This is a genomic window from Rhodobacter sp. 24-YEA-8, assembly GCF_900105075.1.
Lineage (GTDB): Bacteria > Pseudomonadota > Alphaproteobacteria > Rhodobacterales > Rhodobacteraceae > Pseudogemmobacter.
On record NZ_FNSK01000001.1, the window covers coordinates 1,895,993 to 1,910,911 of the forward strand.

The 14,919-nt window shown below is 63.6% G+C and carries 12 protein-coding genes; 10 read left to right on the plus strand and 2 right to left on the minus strand.

Translation table 11 applies throughout. The annotated features are described in order from the left end of the window. Window positions 1-3: 3 nt before the first annotated feature. A complete protein-coding gene (locus tag BLW25_RS09325) occupies window positions 4-840 on the minus strand; it encodes an alpha/beta hydrolase (protein ID WP_092898420.1) in 837 nt (278 codons plus the stop codon). A 381-nt stretch (window positions 841-1,221) separates the two neighbouring features. Between BLW25_RS09325 and BLW25_RS09330 the strand changes: the two genes are divergently transcribed. From BLW25_RS09330 to BLW25_RS09360, 7 genes are all read left to right on the plus strand, one after another. Beyond that, the gene (locus tag BLW25_RS09330; RefSeq protein ID WP_092898422.1) at window positions 1,222-2,658 is read left to right on the plus strand and encodes a YncE family protein; all 1,437 of its coding nucleotides are present in this window, start codon (window positions 1,222-1,224) and stop codon (window positions 2,656-2,658) included. Between the two features lie 123 nt (window positions 2,659-2,781). After that, window positions 2,782-3,882 (plus strand): ABC transporter substrate-binding protein, encoded by a 1,101-nt coding sequence (locus BLW25_RS09335; protein WP_092898424.1) that lies wholly within the window; start codon window positions 2,782-2,784, stop codon window positions 3,880-3,882. A gap of 6 nt (window positions 3,883-3,888) precedes the next feature. Continuing rightward, window positions 3,889-4,929 carry a FecCD family ABC transporter permease gene (locus BLW25_RS09340; RefSeq protein ID WP_092898426.1) on the plus strand — a complete coding sequence of 347 codons (1,041 nt, stop codon included), beginning with the start codon at window positions 3,889-3,891 and terminating at the stop codon, window positions 4,927-4,929. Next, on the plus strand, window positions 4,926-5,750 hold the full coding sequence (locus BLW25_RS09345) for an ABC transporter ATP-binding protein (protein WP_092898428.1): 825 nt from the start codon (window positions 4,926-4,928) through the stop codon (window positions 5,748-5,750). The genes BLW25_RS09340 and BLW25_RS09345 overlap by 4 nt, the downstream gene beginning before the upstream one ends. Then, window positions 5,747-6,322, plus strand: coding sequence for a TRAP transporter small permease (locus BLW25_RS09350; RefSeq protein ID WP_092898430.1), 576 nt, complete (start codon window positions 5,747-5,749; stop codon window positions 6,320-6,322). The genes BLW25_RS09345 and BLW25_RS09350 overlap by 4 nt, the downstream gene beginning before the upstream one ends. Then, window positions 6,319-7,587, plus strand: coding sequence for a TRAP transporter large permease (locus tag BLW25_RS09355; RefSeq protein ID WP_092898432.1), 1,269 nt, complete (start codon window positions 6,319-6,321; stop codon window positions 7,585-7,587). Before BLW25_RS09350 ends, BLW25_RS09355 begins: the two co-directional genes overlap by 4 nt. Before the next feature lies 1 nt (window position 7,588). After that, entirely contained in the window at window positions 7,589-8,566 is a 978-nt protein-coding gene (locus BLW25_RS09360; protein WP_092898434.1) for a TRAP transporter substrate-binding protein, read from the plus strand. A gap of 48 nt (window positions 8,567-8,614) precedes the next feature. Here BLW25_RS09360 and selD read toward each other — a convergent pair whose 3' ends face one another. Beyond that, entirely contained in the window at window positions 8,615-9,676 is a 1,062-nt protein-coding gene (gene selD, locus BLW25_RS09365; protein WP_092898436.1) for a selenide, water dikinase SelD, read from the minus strand. A 414-nt stretch (window positions 9,677-10,090) separates the two neighbouring features. Here selD and fdnG point away from each other — a divergent pair, with 414 nt between their 5' ends. From fdnG to BLW25_RS09385, 3 genes are read left to right on the plus strand one after another with little or no spacing between them, the layout of a single operon-like run. Next, window positions 10,091-13,171: a formate dehydrogenase-N subunit alpha gene (gene fdnG, locus BLW25_RS09375; RefSeq protein WP_143040482.1), complete on the plus strand. Its 3,081-nt coding sequence runs from the start codon at window positions 10,091-10,093 to the stop codon at window positions 13,169-13,171. Beyond that, complete coding sequence (gene fdxH / locus BLW25_RS09380) at window positions 13,168-14,160, plus strand: formate dehydrogenase subunit beta (RefSeq protein WP_092898442.1); 993 nt, start codon at window positions 13,168-13,170, stop codon at window positions 14,158-14,160. Before fdnG ends, fdxH begins: the two co-directional genes overlap by 4 nt. Beyond that, window positions 14,160-14,879, plus strand: coding sequence for a formate dehydrogenase subunit gamma (locus BLW25_RS09385; RefSeq protein WP_092898444.1), 720 nt, complete (start codon window positions 14,160-14,162; stop codon window positions 14,877-14,879). The genes fdxH and BLW25_RS09385 overlap by 1 nt, the downstream gene beginning before the upstream one ends. The last annotated feature ends 40 nt before the right edge of the window (window positions 14,880-14,919 follow it).

A 14,919-nucleotide genomic window follows, 5' to 3' on the forward strand; every position in this document is an offset into this window, starting at 1 on the left:
GCTTCAGCCCAGTGCGAAAGGCAGCGCGAGCGGCAATGATCCCGCGATGGTCTGGATATGGGCGTGATCGGGCAGGACATGGATTTCCGGCGCGAAACCGGGATGTTCTGCCAGGCCGTTCACGAAATCCATCGTCGCGGGCGCGGGCCCGTCGGGCGGCGGGCCAGAGGCGCCGCTGCGCTTTTCCTTATCGCCCAGGGCCATCATCAGCGCCGGAGGGGTGTCGAGCTTTGCCGCCCCCGCCGCAACCCGGCGGATCAGATCCTCATCCCACCAGATCGACGGGCTGATCGCGGCATAGCGTGCAAAAGCCGAAGGCCGCGTCAGCGCCGCGTAAAGCGTGAAAAGCCCGCCGAAGGAATGCCCCCAGAGGCTGCGGCGCGCAGGGTCGACGGGCAGGCCATCTTCCGCCGCCAGACGCAGATCGCCGGTCAGCCGGTCGAGAAACTGCGCCGCGCCCCCCGCCATCCGCCCCTCATGGACATGATCCGGGCGGATCCCGTCCCCCGGTCCGTCCGGCGCGGTGAAATCCAGCGTCCGGCGCTCGCGCGAAAACTGGCGGTCGGTATCATAGCCCACCCCCACCAGCATCAGCCCGGGCACCAGCGCCAGGTGGTCTTCTGTCAGGAAATCAAAGGCCGCATTGCCGTCGAGCATATACAGAACCGGCCAGCCCGCCGCCGGCGGCTCCCCCTTCGGGACCGCGAGATAGAGCCGGTGGCCCGGCCCGGTCTTCACGGTTTTTTGCGACAGGCTGTGGCTGGGAATATCGGCATCCATGATCTTCAGCTCTGCCGGTTTTCGGGCATGATCGGGGCCGGTCTTGCCGTTTACAGACATGGTATTCTTCCTCTGGCAGCGGAAAACACAGCTATGACTCCATAGCGGCCACCGGCAAACGCGGCAGCGGCCCATTCGGACGCATGGCCCTTTGCCAGTTAGCCCCGGGCGAATTAGTTGACAATCCCTCTCAAGAATATACTGCTGCACCGGAAGACCGGCGACAGACCGAACGGAGTCGCGCGGAGAATTTCGTGACACGGCCTCCTGTCTGACCGATTATTGCCTGACCGATTGCAGCCCTGATGACGACACCCGGAAGACCACCCGCTTCAGATCCTGCGTCCGGCCCGGTGGCCGCCGCCCCACAGAACCCTTCCCGCGCCAGACCCGCCAGGGACCATTTCTGAGCCGATCCAGCATGATACCGAGGAGACCGATATGGCATTCCCCCCGCTGCGCCGCTTTCGTGGCATTCTGGGCGCCTCTGCCCTGGCCTTTGCCGTGATGGCGGGCCCGCTGAGCGCCGAGACCATCTTTTCGGCCACGACCGACGGCTTCCCCGGCGTGGTGCGCGCCGGTGCGGTGGAACCGGGCGCGGCTGTGGTTGCAGGTTCGGTCGTGTCGATCACCGGCGAGCGCATGATCCCGGGCCAGGAAATCACCCTGATGCGCGGCAATACCGTCCTGAATGAAGGCGGGCCGATCCGCGTGGGCGAGAGTGGTAAATTCCGCTTTGACCTCACGCTTGACGCCAAAGCCGTGACCGGGTTGCAGCCGATCCTGGTGATTGCCGAGAAACCATCAGCCGCGACGGTGGTGGATCTGAAGATCTCGCCGAACCTTGCGATTGAGGGGGCCGACAAATTCGACATCACCAGCGCGCCGGTGACGCGTGGCCTCTATCAGCTGGCCTATAGCCCCTCGCGGCATGTGTTCTATGTCACCTCGGCGGTGGGGCGCCCGCCGGTGAAAGACTCGGCACTGTCAAAGGTCGATCCTGACACGCTGAAAGTGATCGAACAGATCACCCCGGCTGCCGCGCCTGTTCCCGAAGGTGGCCCTGCCCCTGCGGCGGATGATGATGGCCGCCCGGCGCTTTACGCGGTTTACGGGCTTGGCCTTGATGAGGCGGCCGGCCGACTCTGGACCACCAATACCCGCCAGAACACCATCGCCGTCTACAGCGCCGATGACCTCTCGCTGGTGAAACAGTTCGAGCCGGATTTCATCGCACATCCGTTCTCGGTTCAGGTCGATGAGGGCGCGGGCCGTATCTACATCTCTTCGGCGCGTTCGCCGGTGATCGAGGTGATCGATTCGAAAAAGCTCGAGAAGCTCGAGCCTTTCACCATTCCCTCGCAGTTGCGCGGCGAAAGCTTTGGCACCCAGGACATCCATTTCGACGCAGAGACCGGCAAGCTCTTTGCCGCCTCGAACGCGACGCCGGAGCTTGCGGTGATCGACACCAGAACCGGTGATATCCGGGTGACGCCGCTGCCGGGCTCGATCGGCGCGGCTTCGGTGGCTTATGATGCGGCGGATGATCTGGTGTTCGTGGCCTCGCAGACCACCGACAATCTGCTGATCGTGAATGGGGCCGATGGGTCGGTGCTGCATGATGTCGAAACCGGGGCCGGTGCGCTTTATGTGACCTATGAGCCGAAATCGAAGCTGGTTTTCGTCGGAAACCGCGGCGCGGGCACCATCACCGTGGTCGATACCGAAGGCCAGGTCGTGGCCAATTTCGACGCGGGCAGCCTGCCCAATGAGCTGGTCGCCGATGCCGGGGGCACCGTCTGGGCGGTGAACAAATCGCGCGGCCAGGATGATGACAGCGGCGACCGCATCTGGCGCATCAGACCGAAAGCCGATTAAGCGGCCCGCTGCCGCGACTGCTATGCGACAGGGGCGGATCACCGCCCCTGTCCTCGTCAGAAAGCCGCCCGTCACAGGCATCGCGCCCCGATGCCAGAGATATCCGGTGCCAGAGGTAACCCGATGATCCGCTTCCGCCCGCTTTCCCTGACCGCTGCGCTGCTGACAGCGCTGGCACTGCCGGCACTGGCCGAGATCCGCGCCACCGATATTCTCGGGCGCGAGGTGGTGCTTGAGGCGCCTGCGACCCGGATCGTGCTGGGCGAAGGGCGGCATATGGCGGTGCTGGGCCTCCTCCATGACGATCCCGTGGCGAAAGTGATCGGCTGGCGCACCGATAAAGGGCTCGATGAGCCGACGCTGGCGGCCTACCGCGCGAAATTCCCCGCGATAGACGCGATCCGCCCGGTCGGCACCGGCAATCGCGAAATCTCGGTCGAGACGATCATCTCGCTTGATCCCGATCTGGTGGTGCTGTCGCTGATGGATCAGGGCGATCCGGCGATGGAGCGCGCCCGCGAGCAGATCGAGGCCGCCGGTATCGCGGTCGCCTATGTCGATTTCTTCGCCCATCCGCAGGAAAACTCGATCCCGTCACTGCGGCTTTTGGGCCAACTGACCGACGGCGCCGCCCGGGCGGAAGAGTTCGCCGAATTCTACGAGACCCGGCTGAAGCGCATCCGCGACCGGCTCGCCGATCCGGCTATCAGACGCCCGCGCGTCTTCTTCCATGTCCATGCCGCGCCGTCGAATTGCTGCTCGACCGTTGGTTCCGGGGTGTTTCGCGATTTCATCGAGACCGCAGGCGGCGCCAATATCGGATCCGAGGTGGTGCAGGGCGTGCTCGGAAATGTCAGCCTAGAATTCCTGATCGGCGCCGATCCGGAATTCTATGTCGCAACCGGCGGCGATCACATGCGCGCGCGCGGCGGCCTGGTGCTGGGGTCGGATATCACCGCACCAGAGGCACGCGAAAGCTTCGACGCGCTGATTGGCGCCACCGGCTTCAACGCGCTGACCGCTGTGGCCGAGGGTCGTGCCTATGGGGTCTGGCATCTCTTCAACGACACACCGAGCCATATCGCGCTGATCGAATATCTCGCAAAAGCCTTCCATCCGGACCTTTTCGAAGATGTCGATCCGGCCGCAACGCTTAAGGAAATCGAGACCCGTTTCTCGCCGGTTCAGGTGCCCGGGACCTGGTGGATTTCGGAAGAGACCTGATCCAGGATGTCCGGCACCGAACTTCTTGACCGCTATCACCGGCAAAACCGCCGCCGCGCCGCTCTTGTGGGGGCGATGGCCGTTTTCGCGCTGATCGCAGTGCTTGTCGATCTGACCACCGGACCTTCGGGCCTGCCTTTGTCCGAGACGATCCGGGCGCTGACTGGGGGCGAAGTGCCGCGCGGCACTTCGGTCATTGTCTGGCAGGTGCGCCTGCCCGTGGCCATCATGGCGCTGCTTGTCGGGGCCGCCCTGGCGCTCGCGGGGGCAGAGATGCAGACGGTGCTGGAAAATCCGTTGGCCGAACCTTTCACGCTGGGGGTTTCCGCGGCCGCAGCGCTTGGCGCCGGGGTGGCGATTGTGCTGGGGCTGACGATCCCCTTCCTGCCCCCCGCCTGGGGGATCACCGCGAATGCATTCCTGTTCTCGCTGGGGGCGCTCGGGCTGTTGCAGCTGATGGGGCGGCTGAGGGGCGGCGGGCCTGAAGTGCTGATCCTTTTCGGGATCGCGCTGAATTTTACCGCTGCGGCCTTTCTGTCGCTCCTGCAATTCCTGGCCTCGGCCGAGGATCTGCAGCAGCTGGTGATCTGGACCATGGGCAGCCTACAGGCTGTCAACTGGGGCTCGGTCACGATCCTTGCCCTGGTCATCGCCGTGACTGTGCCCTTCGCGCTGATGGCGTCCTGGAAGCTGACCGCCTTGCGGCTCGGCGAGGAACAGGCGCGCGGATTTGGTGTCGATGTCACGGCGCTGCGCCGCTGGGCGCTGCTCCGCGTGAGCCTGCTGGCCGCCACCGCCGTTTCCATGGTGGGCGTGATCGGGTTCATCGGCCTTGCCGGACCGCATATCGCCCGCATGCTGGTGGGCGAGGATCACCGTTTCCTTCTGCCCGCCAGCATTTTTACCGGCGCACTTCTGATGTCCGCGGCCTCGACCCTCTCGAAACTGCTGATCACCGGCACTTTGCTGCCCGTGGGGCTTGTGACTTCGCTGATCGGCCTGCCGGTCTTCTTCTGGCTGATCCTGCGCGGGAGACCGGGAAGATGAGCCTCACGCTCCGCGATGTCTCGACCGGCTATGGCCGCCGCCGGGTGATTGCCGGGCTCAGCCTGCCCGATCTGCGCCCCGGTGAGGTCACGACGCTCGCCGGTCCCAATGCCGCCGGGAAATCGACGCTGCTGAAAGCGATTGCCGGCCTTGCGCCCTTTACCGGCCAGATTGCGCTGGACGGGCAGGACCTTGCGCAGCTGAGCGCGCCCGCCCGTGCGAAGATCGTGGGCTTCATGCCGCAAAGCCTGCCTTCGGGCGCCTCGCTCAATGTGCTGGAAACCGTGATCACCGCGCTCAGGGCCAGTGGTGAACGCGCGGTAACCGAGCCGCCCGAGACCCGCGCTATGGCGGTGCTGTTACGCCTCGGGATCGGTCATCTCGCACTGGCGGGGCTGGATCAGCTTTCGGGCGGGCAGCGCCAGATGGTGAGCCTCGCCCAGGCCATCGTGCGTGCACCGCGCCTTTTGCTGCTGGACGAGCCGACCTCGGCGCTGGACCTCGCGCGTCAGGTGCGGCTGCTGTCCGAGGTGCGCCGCATCGCAACTGAGGGCCGTATCGTATTGACTGTGTTGCACGATCTCGCGCTGGCGGCGCGCTGGTCGGACCGGATCGCGATCTTGCACAAGGGCGGCCTTTACGCCTTTGGCCCGCCCGCCGAAGTTGTAACCCCCGCCATGCTGGCCGAGGTTTACGGCGTCATCGCCCGGGTCGAGCGCTGCAGCCAGGGTCATCTGATGGTGCAGATCGATGGCGAGATTCCGGCGAAAAGTCCGGGAGGGCTTCCCGGTGAAACTGCAGGGGACGGGCGCAGAAGATGACCGAAATCCCCCTCAGCCTCCCCCCGCGCCGGGCGGGTGGTCTGGCACGGCTCAGCAGAATGGTCCTGCGTCTGGAAAAAGGGATCGGCGCCCTGCTGGTCGCGCTGATCTTCCTGGCGATGGTCGCGGGCGCCGTGTCGGGCTGGCTGCGCCGCCCGTTGGCCTGGACCGATGAATTCGCCGTGCATCTGATGGTCTGCCTCGCCTTTCTCGGCGCTTCGATGGCGATCGCGCTCGGCCAGCATATGACGGTCGGGCTTTTGCCCGATGCGCTGAACCCGAAAAACCGCGCCCGGCTCGCGCTGGTCAATGATCTTGCGCTGCTGGTCTTTCTGATCGTGATGGCGGTGATCATCTGGCGCTGGCTGGATCTGCCGGGCCTGATCCGCGCCGGATCGGGCGCCGCGCTGGCGCAGGAGACCTTCAGCTTCATCTATACCGACCCGACCCAGACGCTGGGGGTCCGCAAGATCTGGTTCTGGCTGGTGATGCCGGTCACCACGCTGACCTCGATCCTGCATATCCTGGCGCAGATCGCCGCCGACCTCACCACGCTGCGGGAATTGCCATGATCGCGGGCCTGTCTTTCACCGTGCTTTTGCTGATGGGTGCGCCGATTGCCTGTCTGCTGGTCGCGACCACGCTGATCCTGATCGTCGCCTCCGGGAATGAGGTTCTGCTGACCGGCTTTCCGCAACAGCTCTTCGCCGGGATCGAGAGCTATTCGCTTCTGACGCTGCCCCTCTTCATTCTGCTGGGCGAGCTGATGGGCGCAGGTGGTATCGGGCGTCGCCTCTTCGCGCTTGCCGCCGCGCTGATGTGGCCTTTGCGCGCAGGTCTCGCCTATATCAATTTGCTGGCAAATCTGATGATGGCCTCGGTGCTGGGCTCGACCGTGGCGCAGCTCACGATCATGTCGCGCCTCGCCGTCCCCGAGATGGAGCGCGGCGGCTATCCGAAAGATGTCTCGGCCTCTGTCACCGCCGCCGGCGGCCTGCTGGCTCCGGTCCTGCCCCCTTCGATGAACCTGATCGTCTTTGCCGCCGTGGCGCAGCTGCCGGTCGATCAGCTGTTTCGCGCGAGCCTTCTGCCAGGCCTGGCACTTGCCGCGAGTTTCGCCGCCGTGATCGCCTGGCTCGGCTGGCGGTACAACCTGCCGAAAACCGGGCTGATGGCGCTGAACGCCCGTCTCATCGCGCTGCGCGACGCGCTGCCCGCGCTGATCATTCCCGGCGTTGTCGTCGGCTCGATCCTCGGCGGCTTTGCCACACCGACACAATCGGCGGCTCTGGCCTCGCTGGCCACGGTGCTGATCGGGCTGTTTCTTTACCGCGAGATGCGGCTTTCCGACCTCATCCCGGCGCTGGTACGCACGGCGATCACCTCGGGCGCGGTGCTGTTTCTGGTGGCCGGCGCGCAGATCATCGGCTGGGTGCTGACCTATGGGAACCTGCCGGCCGAGGCCGCGCGCCTGATCCAGGATCTCGCCCATTCGCCGCTGATGTTCCTGATCCTGCTGAATATCCTGCTGCTTTTGCTGGGCACAGTGCTGGAGCCGATCCCCGGTATCATCCTTACCGCGCCGGTGCTGCTGCCGGTCGCAACCGATGTCTATGGCATCTCGCCCACCGCATTCGGTGTGATCCTGTGCCTCAATATGGCGCTTGGCCTTCTGACCCCACCAGTCGGCGCCGGGCTTTACACCGCGTCCCTGATGACCGGTGTGTCGTCAACGCGGCTCTCCTGGCTTCTCACCCCCTTCTTCATCGCAACCCTTGCGGTTCTCGCAGGGCTGACGGTGATCACCGCGCTGCAATCCACCATGACCGGAGGCTGATATGGCATTTCCGAGACCCACGATCCTCGCCCTCGCGCTTCTCGCCCTCGCAGCCCCAGCCAGGGCCGAAGACCTGCGCATCGGCCTCATCACACCGCCGCCGCATCAATGGACCCGCTCGGCCAATCACCTTGCCGCGGAACTGAGCGCCGAAACCGATGGCCGCCTGAATCTCGCGGTCTTCCCCTCGGGCCAGCTCGGCAATGAGGCGCAGATGCTGCAACAGCTGCAATCGGGCGCGCTGGATCTGGCCTTCCTAACAGTCGGAGAGCTGAGCAATCGCGACGAGAATTTCGGCATCCTGACCGCGCCTTTCCTGGTCGATACCGCCGAACAGGCTGCGCAACTGCTTGAAGGCCCGACCGCATCCGCATTGCAGGACAATCTCGGCGCCCTCGGATTGCATGGCCTTGGCTATGGCATGGCGGGGATGCGGATCGTTCTTCTGTCCAAACCGCTGGAAGAAGGCGGCACCGTGGCGGGGCGCAAGATCCGCACCGTGCCACTGACGCAGGAGCTCGACTTCTGGACCCGGGCCGGCGCCGCCCCCACGCCCCTGCCGCTGCCCGAACTGTTCGACGCCTATACCAATGGCCAGATCGACGGCATGCAGCTTGATTTCGAAGGCACATTCAACAACCGCTTCCACGACTATTCCGCCGTGGTGCTGGATACGGAACATATGATCTTTCCGATGGTTGCGGTCGCCTCGGCGCGGAAATGGCAAAGCTACAGCGAAGAAGACCGCGCCCTGATCACCAGGCTCGTCGCTGCCGAGACCGCGCAGATCCGCGAGGCCTATCCGCAGATCGACGCCGATTACCGCGCGAAACTGGTCGGGGCCGGCGCCACTGTCGTCAAAGCCGGGCCAGAGATTTTCGGTGACGCAGTGACGACCTGGTACGAGGCCTGGCGGCAGAAAACGCCCCTGCTGATCCAGCTCGAAACCGAGGCCAAAGCCCTCAGGGAACAGGAATAAGCCCCGCCAAAGCGGGGCTTTCCATCTGACATGCGGCGCAGGCGATGGTCAGGCGATCACAAGACCCGGCGCGCCGTCCCCGACCTCGCCGATGACTGCGGCCCCGGCGAAGCCCTCTTCCGCAAAGATCCGCAACACCTCGGCCACCGCCTCCGGCGCGCAGGCCACCAAAAGCCCGCCCGAGGTCTGCGGATCGGTCAGCAGCGCCTGATCCACCTTCGACATCTCGCGCGTGAAAACAATCTCGGCGCCATAGCTCGCCCAGTTCCGTGCTGAGGCACCGGTGATGAACCCGGCCTCTGCCAAAGCCGCCGCATCCGTCAGGACCGGCACCGAGGCCCAGTCGATGCGGATCCCTTTCCCCGCACCGCGCGACATCTCAAGCCCATGGCCGCCAAGCCCGAACCCGGTCACATCCGTCATCGCGTGAACGCCGTCCAGTCGCGCGAGCCGCGGCCCCGGCGTGTTCAGCTTTGTCGTGGTGGAGATCATGCGGGCATAGCCTTCGGCGCCCAGCTTTTCCTTCTTCAGCGCCGCCGAATAGATGCCCACGCCCAGCGGCTTGCCAAAAACCAGCACATCCCCGGCCTGCGCCGCTGCGTTCTTCTTCACATGCGCCGGATCGACGACCCCCAGAGCCACCAGACCGTAAATCGCCTCGACCGAGTCGATCGTATGGCCGCCGGCAATCGGGATCCCCGCCGCCCGGCAGGCCTGTGATCCACCCTCAAGGATCCGGCCGATGGTCTCAACCGAGAGCACATTGATCGGCATCCCCACCAGGGCCAGCGCAAAGATCGGCGTCGCCCCCATCGCATAGACATCCGAGATCGCATTCGTCGCCGCGATACGCCCGAAATCCACCGGATCATCGACGATCGGCATGAAGAAATCGGTGGTCGCGACGATCGCCTGATGCTCGTTCAGCTGATAGACCGCCGCATCATCCGAGGTCTCGATGCCCACAAGCAACGCCTCGGGCACCGGCAGCGCAGAGGTGCCGCGCAGGATCCCCGAAAGCACCCCTGGCGCGATCTTGCAGCCACAACCACCGCCATGGGACAGCGATGTCAGGCGCGGTTCGGGCTGCGGGGTCTGCATCTGGGTCATGGCTGTCACCTCTCAATCTGGACGGACCTGCGGTCAGGCCCCTCATCGGGCGCGGGATACGCCCCATTGCCGGTCCGGGGGGGCAAAAAACACCCATACCCCGGCCGCGCCCTGACTTTGCCAGTCCCGCTCCGCCGGGGCAAGTCTGAGGGGCAGACAGGACGGTCAGCTCTTGCAAATCACCCTGCCGGAACGGCCCTGAACCCTGCTGCAGATCCGATTTTCGGGGGTCCTGACCGGCGCCCCATTCGTTATGTACGCAAGGAAATAACGTGTTTTCCTTGACTTCCCCGACCACAGACCGGACCATTTGATCTATCTATGACGCGATTGAAGCAACCCATCGCGCGCGGATCCGGCCGGCACCCTGCCTGCCGGATCCGCGCGCAGACAGGTAGTAAAAGGAGGGGTCACATGAATATCGACCTTTCGCGCCGCAGCTTTATCAAGCTGTCCGGGGCGGGGGTGGCAGCAACGTCTCTGGCAGCCATGGGCTATCATGAGGCAGAGGCAGCAGAGGCCGCGCATGTGCGCGATTTCAAGCTGGCCACCATGACCGAAACCCGCAATATCTGCACCTATTGCTCGGTCGCCTGCGGCGTCATCATGTATTCCAAAGGGGATCTGGCCGCTGGCGAAAAAGCCGAGCTGATCCATATCGAAGGCGATGCCGACCACCCGACCAACAAGGGCACGCTCTGCCCCAAAGGCGCGGCGCTTAAGGATTACGTCAAGGCGGAAACCCGGCTGACCCATCCGCGCATCCGCCGCCCCGGCTCGGACAGATTCGAGGAAATCTCCTGGGATGAGGCCTTCGACAAAATCGCCCGCGCCGTCAAAGACGACCGCGATGCGAACCTGATCGAGAAGAATGCCGATGGCGTCCAGGTCAACCGACTGACCACAACCGGCTATCTGGCAGCCTCGGCCACCACCAATGAAACAGCCTGGGCGACCTGGAAAGTGGTCCGCTCGCTGGGCATTGTAGGTTTCGACAACCAGGCGCGCGTCTGACACGGCCCCACGGTGTCCAGTTTGGGCCCGACATTTGGCCGTGGAGCGATGACAAACTCCTGGACCGATATCAAGAATACCGACCTCGTCGTCATCATGGGTGGCAACGCCGCCGAAGCGCATCCCTGCGGCTTTAAATGGGTGACCGAGGCCAAGCACCATCGCGGTGCGAAACTGATCGTGGTGGATCCGCGCTTTAACCGCTCTGCCTCGGTGTCGGATTACTATGCGCCGATCCGTCCCGGATCTGACATCGCCTTCCTGATGGGGGTGATCCGCTGGTGTATCGAGAATGACAAGGTGCAGTGGGACTATGTCCGCAACTACACCAATGTCGGATATCTGGTGCGCGAAGACTTCGGCTGGGCCGATGGCATGTTCACCGGCTATAACGAAGAGACCCGCAGCTATGACCAGACCAGCTGGGAATATGAGCTGGGCGAGGATGGCTATGTCATCACGGATGAGACGCTGACGCATCCGCGCTCTGTCTGGCAGCTGATGAAGAAGCATGTCGATATCTACACGCCTGAATTTGTAGAGAATGTCTGCGGCACGCCGAAAGATCGCTTCCTGAAGATCTGCGAGATGATCGGCGAGACCTCATCTCCGACCAAGACCATGACCTCGATGTATGCGCTTGGCTGGACCCAGCATTCCAAGGGGTCGCAGAACATCCGTGGCATGGCGATGCTGCAGCTTTTGCTGGGCAATATCGGGGTTCCGGGCGGCGGGATGAACGCTTTGCGCGGGCATTCCAATATCCAGGGTCTCACCGATGTCGGTCTGATGTCGAACCTGATCCCCGGCTATCTAGCGATGCCGCGGGAGACGGAGCCCGACTTCACGACCTATATGTCGACGCGCGGCAACAAGCCGCTGCGCCCGAACCAGATGAGCTACTGGCAGAACTACGGCAAGTTCATGGTTTCCTTCATGAAGGCGCTGTGGGGCGATAAGGCGACAGCTGAAAACGGCTGGGGCTATGACTGGCTGCCGAAGCTGGACATTGCGCAATATGACGCGATGCGCATGTTCAACATGATGAAGAATGGCGAGGTGAATATTTACTTCTGCCAGGGCTTCAACCCGCTTTTGTCTTTCCCCAACCGGGGCAAGATGACCGAAGCCTTCTCAAAGCTGAAACTGCTGGTTGTGATGGACCCGCTGGCGACCGAAACCGCCGCTTTCTGGGAAAATCACGGTATTTACAACGATGTGGATACCGCCAGCATTCAGACCGAGGTGCTGGAACTGCCGACCACCTGTTTCGCCGAAGACGAGGGCGCGACGGTGAATTCGGGCCGCTGGCTGCAATGGCACTGGGCGGGGGCGACCCCTCCGGGTGAGGCGCGGACCGATGTCTGGATCATGACCCAGATCTATCAGCGGATCCGGAAGCTCTATGAAACCGAGGGCGGAAAATCGCCCGAACCCGTGCTGAACCTCGCCTGGGATTACGCGGATCCCGAAGAGCCCACCGCTGCCGAACTGGCGATGGAGCTGAACGGCCGCGCCCTGACCACGCTTTACGACGCCACAGACCCGACGAAAGTCGTGCTTGAGGCGGGTAAGCAGGTCTCTGGCTTTGGGCAGCTCAGGGATGACGGGTCCACGATGGGCGCCTGCTGGATCTATGCCGGCTGCTTCACCGAGGACGGCAATATGATGGCGCGGCGCGACAACAGCGACCCGTCCGGGATGGGGGTGTTCCAGCAATGGTCCTTCGCCTGGCCGGCCAATCGCCGCGTGCTTTACAACCGCGCGTCTTGCGACCTTGACGGCAAGCCCTGGGATCCGTCCCGCGTGCTGATCGAGTGGAATGGCGAGAAATGGGTCGGCCCGGATATCCCGGATATTGCCGTGACCGCCAAACCGCGCGAGGTCGGGCCCTTCATCATGAACCCGGAAGGGACAAGCCGCTTCTTCTCGCGCAAGCTGATGCGCGACGGCCCCTTCCCCACCCATATGGAGCCGTTCGAAAGCCCGATCGCCAATCCGCTCAACCCGGAAATGCGCGGCAACCCCGTGGCCCGCGTCTTCCCGGATGACATGGCGAATATGGCCACCAGTGCGGAATTCCCGCTGGTTGCCACCTCCTACCGCCTGACCGAACATTTCCACTACTGGACCAAGCACAACCATGTGAATGCGGTGACCCAGCCGGAATTCTTCGTGGAAATCAGCGAAGAACTGGCGGCGGAAAAGGGGATCAAAAAGGGTGGCATGGTCCGCGTCTGGTCAAAACGCGGCCAGGTCTGGGCGAAGGCGGTGGTGACGAAACGGATCCGTCCGATGATCTGCGACGGCAAACCCGTTCATGTCGTCGGTATCCCGATCCACTGGGGGTTCAAAGGTGCGGCGCGCAAGGGCTTTGGCCCCAACACGCTCGGCCCCTTTGTCGGTGACGCCAATATCGAGACGCCGGAGTTCAAGGCCTATCTCGTCAATATCGAACCCGCATCGGAGGGCCTCGCATGACAACCGAACGCGCTCCTCAACCCACCACGGCGGCGGCGAACCCTCCGGTTCAGCCGCTCGCCTCGAACCTTTTGCCCTCGGATGTCGTGCGCATTTCGGCCACCGCCAATGTGCCCGCCCCCGACCGGCAACTCGAAAAGGTCGCCAAGCTGATCGATGTGTCGAAATGCATCGGCTGTAAGGCCTGCCAGTCGGCCTGTATCGAATGGAACGATACCCATCCCGAGATGGAGGAGAATGTCGGGGTCTATGAAAACCCGCATGATCTGACGCCGGAAATGTTCACGCTGATGCGGTTCGACGAATATGTGAACCCCGAAGGCGATCTGGAATGGCTGATCCGCAAGGATGGCTGCATGCATTGCGAGGATCCGGGCTGTCTGAAAGCCTGCCCGGCCCCTGGCGCCATCGTGCAATATTCCAACGGCATCGTGGATTTCGTTTCCGCCAATTGCATCGGCTGCGGCTATTGCGTCTCAGGCTGTCCCTTCGACATCCCCCGCATCCACAAGACCGCGCATGTGTCCAAAAAATGCACGCTTTGTTCCGACCGTGTGGCGGTGGGGCAAGGGCCGGCCTGCGCGAAAGCCTGTCCTACTCAGGCCATCACCTTCGGCACCAAGGAAAGCCAGATCGCGCTGGCCAATGAACGGATCGAAGATCTGAAATCGCGCGGCTATGAGAATGCCGGGCTATATGATCCGCAGGGGGTTGGCGGCACGCATGTGATGTATGTGCTCCACCACGCCGACAAGCCCGGCCTTTACGCCGGTCTGCCGGATGATCCGCGCATCTCACCGGTGGTGGAGAGCTGGAAAGGCGCCACCAAGACCGTCGGCCTTGCCGCCATCGGTCTGGCGGCGGCGGGCGCGGTGCTGCATGGGCTCTTCTCGAAGGGCAATACCGTTACCGCAGAGGAAGAGCATGAGGCCGAAGAGCTGGTGGTGAAGACCGCAGCGGTTCAGCCCGAAAACCGGGAGGAGCTGTGATGCCCCATCAGTATTCCGCCCCCGGCGACCATATCGAAAGCACGAAACCGGTGACGGTCAGCCGTTACCGGGGCATCACGCGCCTGAACCACTGGGTCACGGCCGTGTCGCTGATCCTGCTGGCGATCTCTGGTCTGGCACTGTTCCACCCGTCTTTGTTCTTCCTCTCGGGTCTGTTCGGCGGTGGCCAGGTGGTGCGCTGGCTGCATCCGGCCATCGGGATCGTGCTGTTTCTCAGCTTCTTTCTTCTGTTCCTGCAGATGTGGAAGCTGAACCTGCCGCGGCGCGAAGACGCGACCTGGGTCGCGCATATCGGCGATGTGGTCCAGGGCAATGAGGATAAGCTGCCCGAGCTTGGCAAATACAATGCCGGGCAGAAATTCGTCTTCTGGGCGATGACGGGGCTGATCCTGCTGCTGATCCTCACCGGGCTGATGATCTGGGAGAAACAGGTGCCCTTGTGGGAACCCTACGCCCCATGGGCGGCCACCATCCCGGCGCGGCGGATTGCGCTGCTGGTCCATGCGCTCTCTGCTGTCGGGATCATCCTGGTCTTCATCCTGCATGTCTATGCGGCGATCTGGACCCGGGGCACGCTGCGCGCGATGACCACGGGCAGCGTGACCGGTGGCTGGGCCTTCCGCCATCACCGCAAATGGCTGCGCGAGCTGGCGAAGAACCGCAAAGCCCCCGATAATCATAACACCCCGGCGGAGTGATCCGCCGGCCCTCTCCCCGGCCCGTCCCCGGCCCGGGGAG

Coding starts and splice junctions, on each gene's coding strand:
- BLW25_RS09360 (WP_092898434.1), top strand. CDS start 7,589: ATGGCATTTCCGAGACCCACGATCCTCGCCCTCGCGCTTCTCGCCCTC.
- BLW25_RS09350 (WP_092898430.1), top strand. CDS start 5,747: ATGACCGAAATCCCCCTCAGCCTCCCCCCGCGCCGGGCGGGTGGTCTG.
- BLW25_RS09355 (WP_092898432.1), top strand. CDS start 6,319: ATGATCGCGGGCCTGTCTTTCACCGTGCTTTTGCTGATGGGTGCGCCG.
- BLW25_RS09330 (WP_092898422.1), top strand. CDS start 1,222: ATGGCATTCCCCCCGCTGCGCCGCTTTCGTGGCATTCTGGGCGCCTCT.
- BLW25_RS09325 (WP_092898420.1), bottom strand. CDS start 840: ATGTCTGTAAACGGCAAGACCGGCCCCGATCATGCCCGAAAACCGGCA.
- fdxH (WP_092898442.1), top strand. CDS start 13,168: ATGACAACCGAACGCGCTCCTCAACCCACCACGGCGGCGGCGAACCCT.
- BLW25_RS09345 (WP_092898428.1), top strand. CDS start 4,926: ATGAGCCTCACGCTCCGCGATGTCTCGACCGGCTATGGCCGCCGCCGG.
- BLW25_RS09335 (WP_092898424.1), top strand. CDS start 2,782: ATGATCCGCTTCCGCCCGCTTTCCCTGACCGCTGCGCTGCTGACAGCG.
- selD (WP_092898436.1), bottom strand. CDS start 9,676: ATGACCCAGATGCAGACCCCGCAGCCCGAACCGCGCCTGACATCGCTG.
- BLW25_RS09385 (WP_092898444.1), top strand. CDS start 14,160: ATGCCCCATCAGTATTCCGCCCCCGGCGACCATATCGAAAGCACGAAA.
- BLW25_RS09340 (WP_092898426.1), top strand. CDS start 3,889: ATGTCCGGCACCGAACTTCTTGACCGCTATCACCGGCAAAACCGCCGC.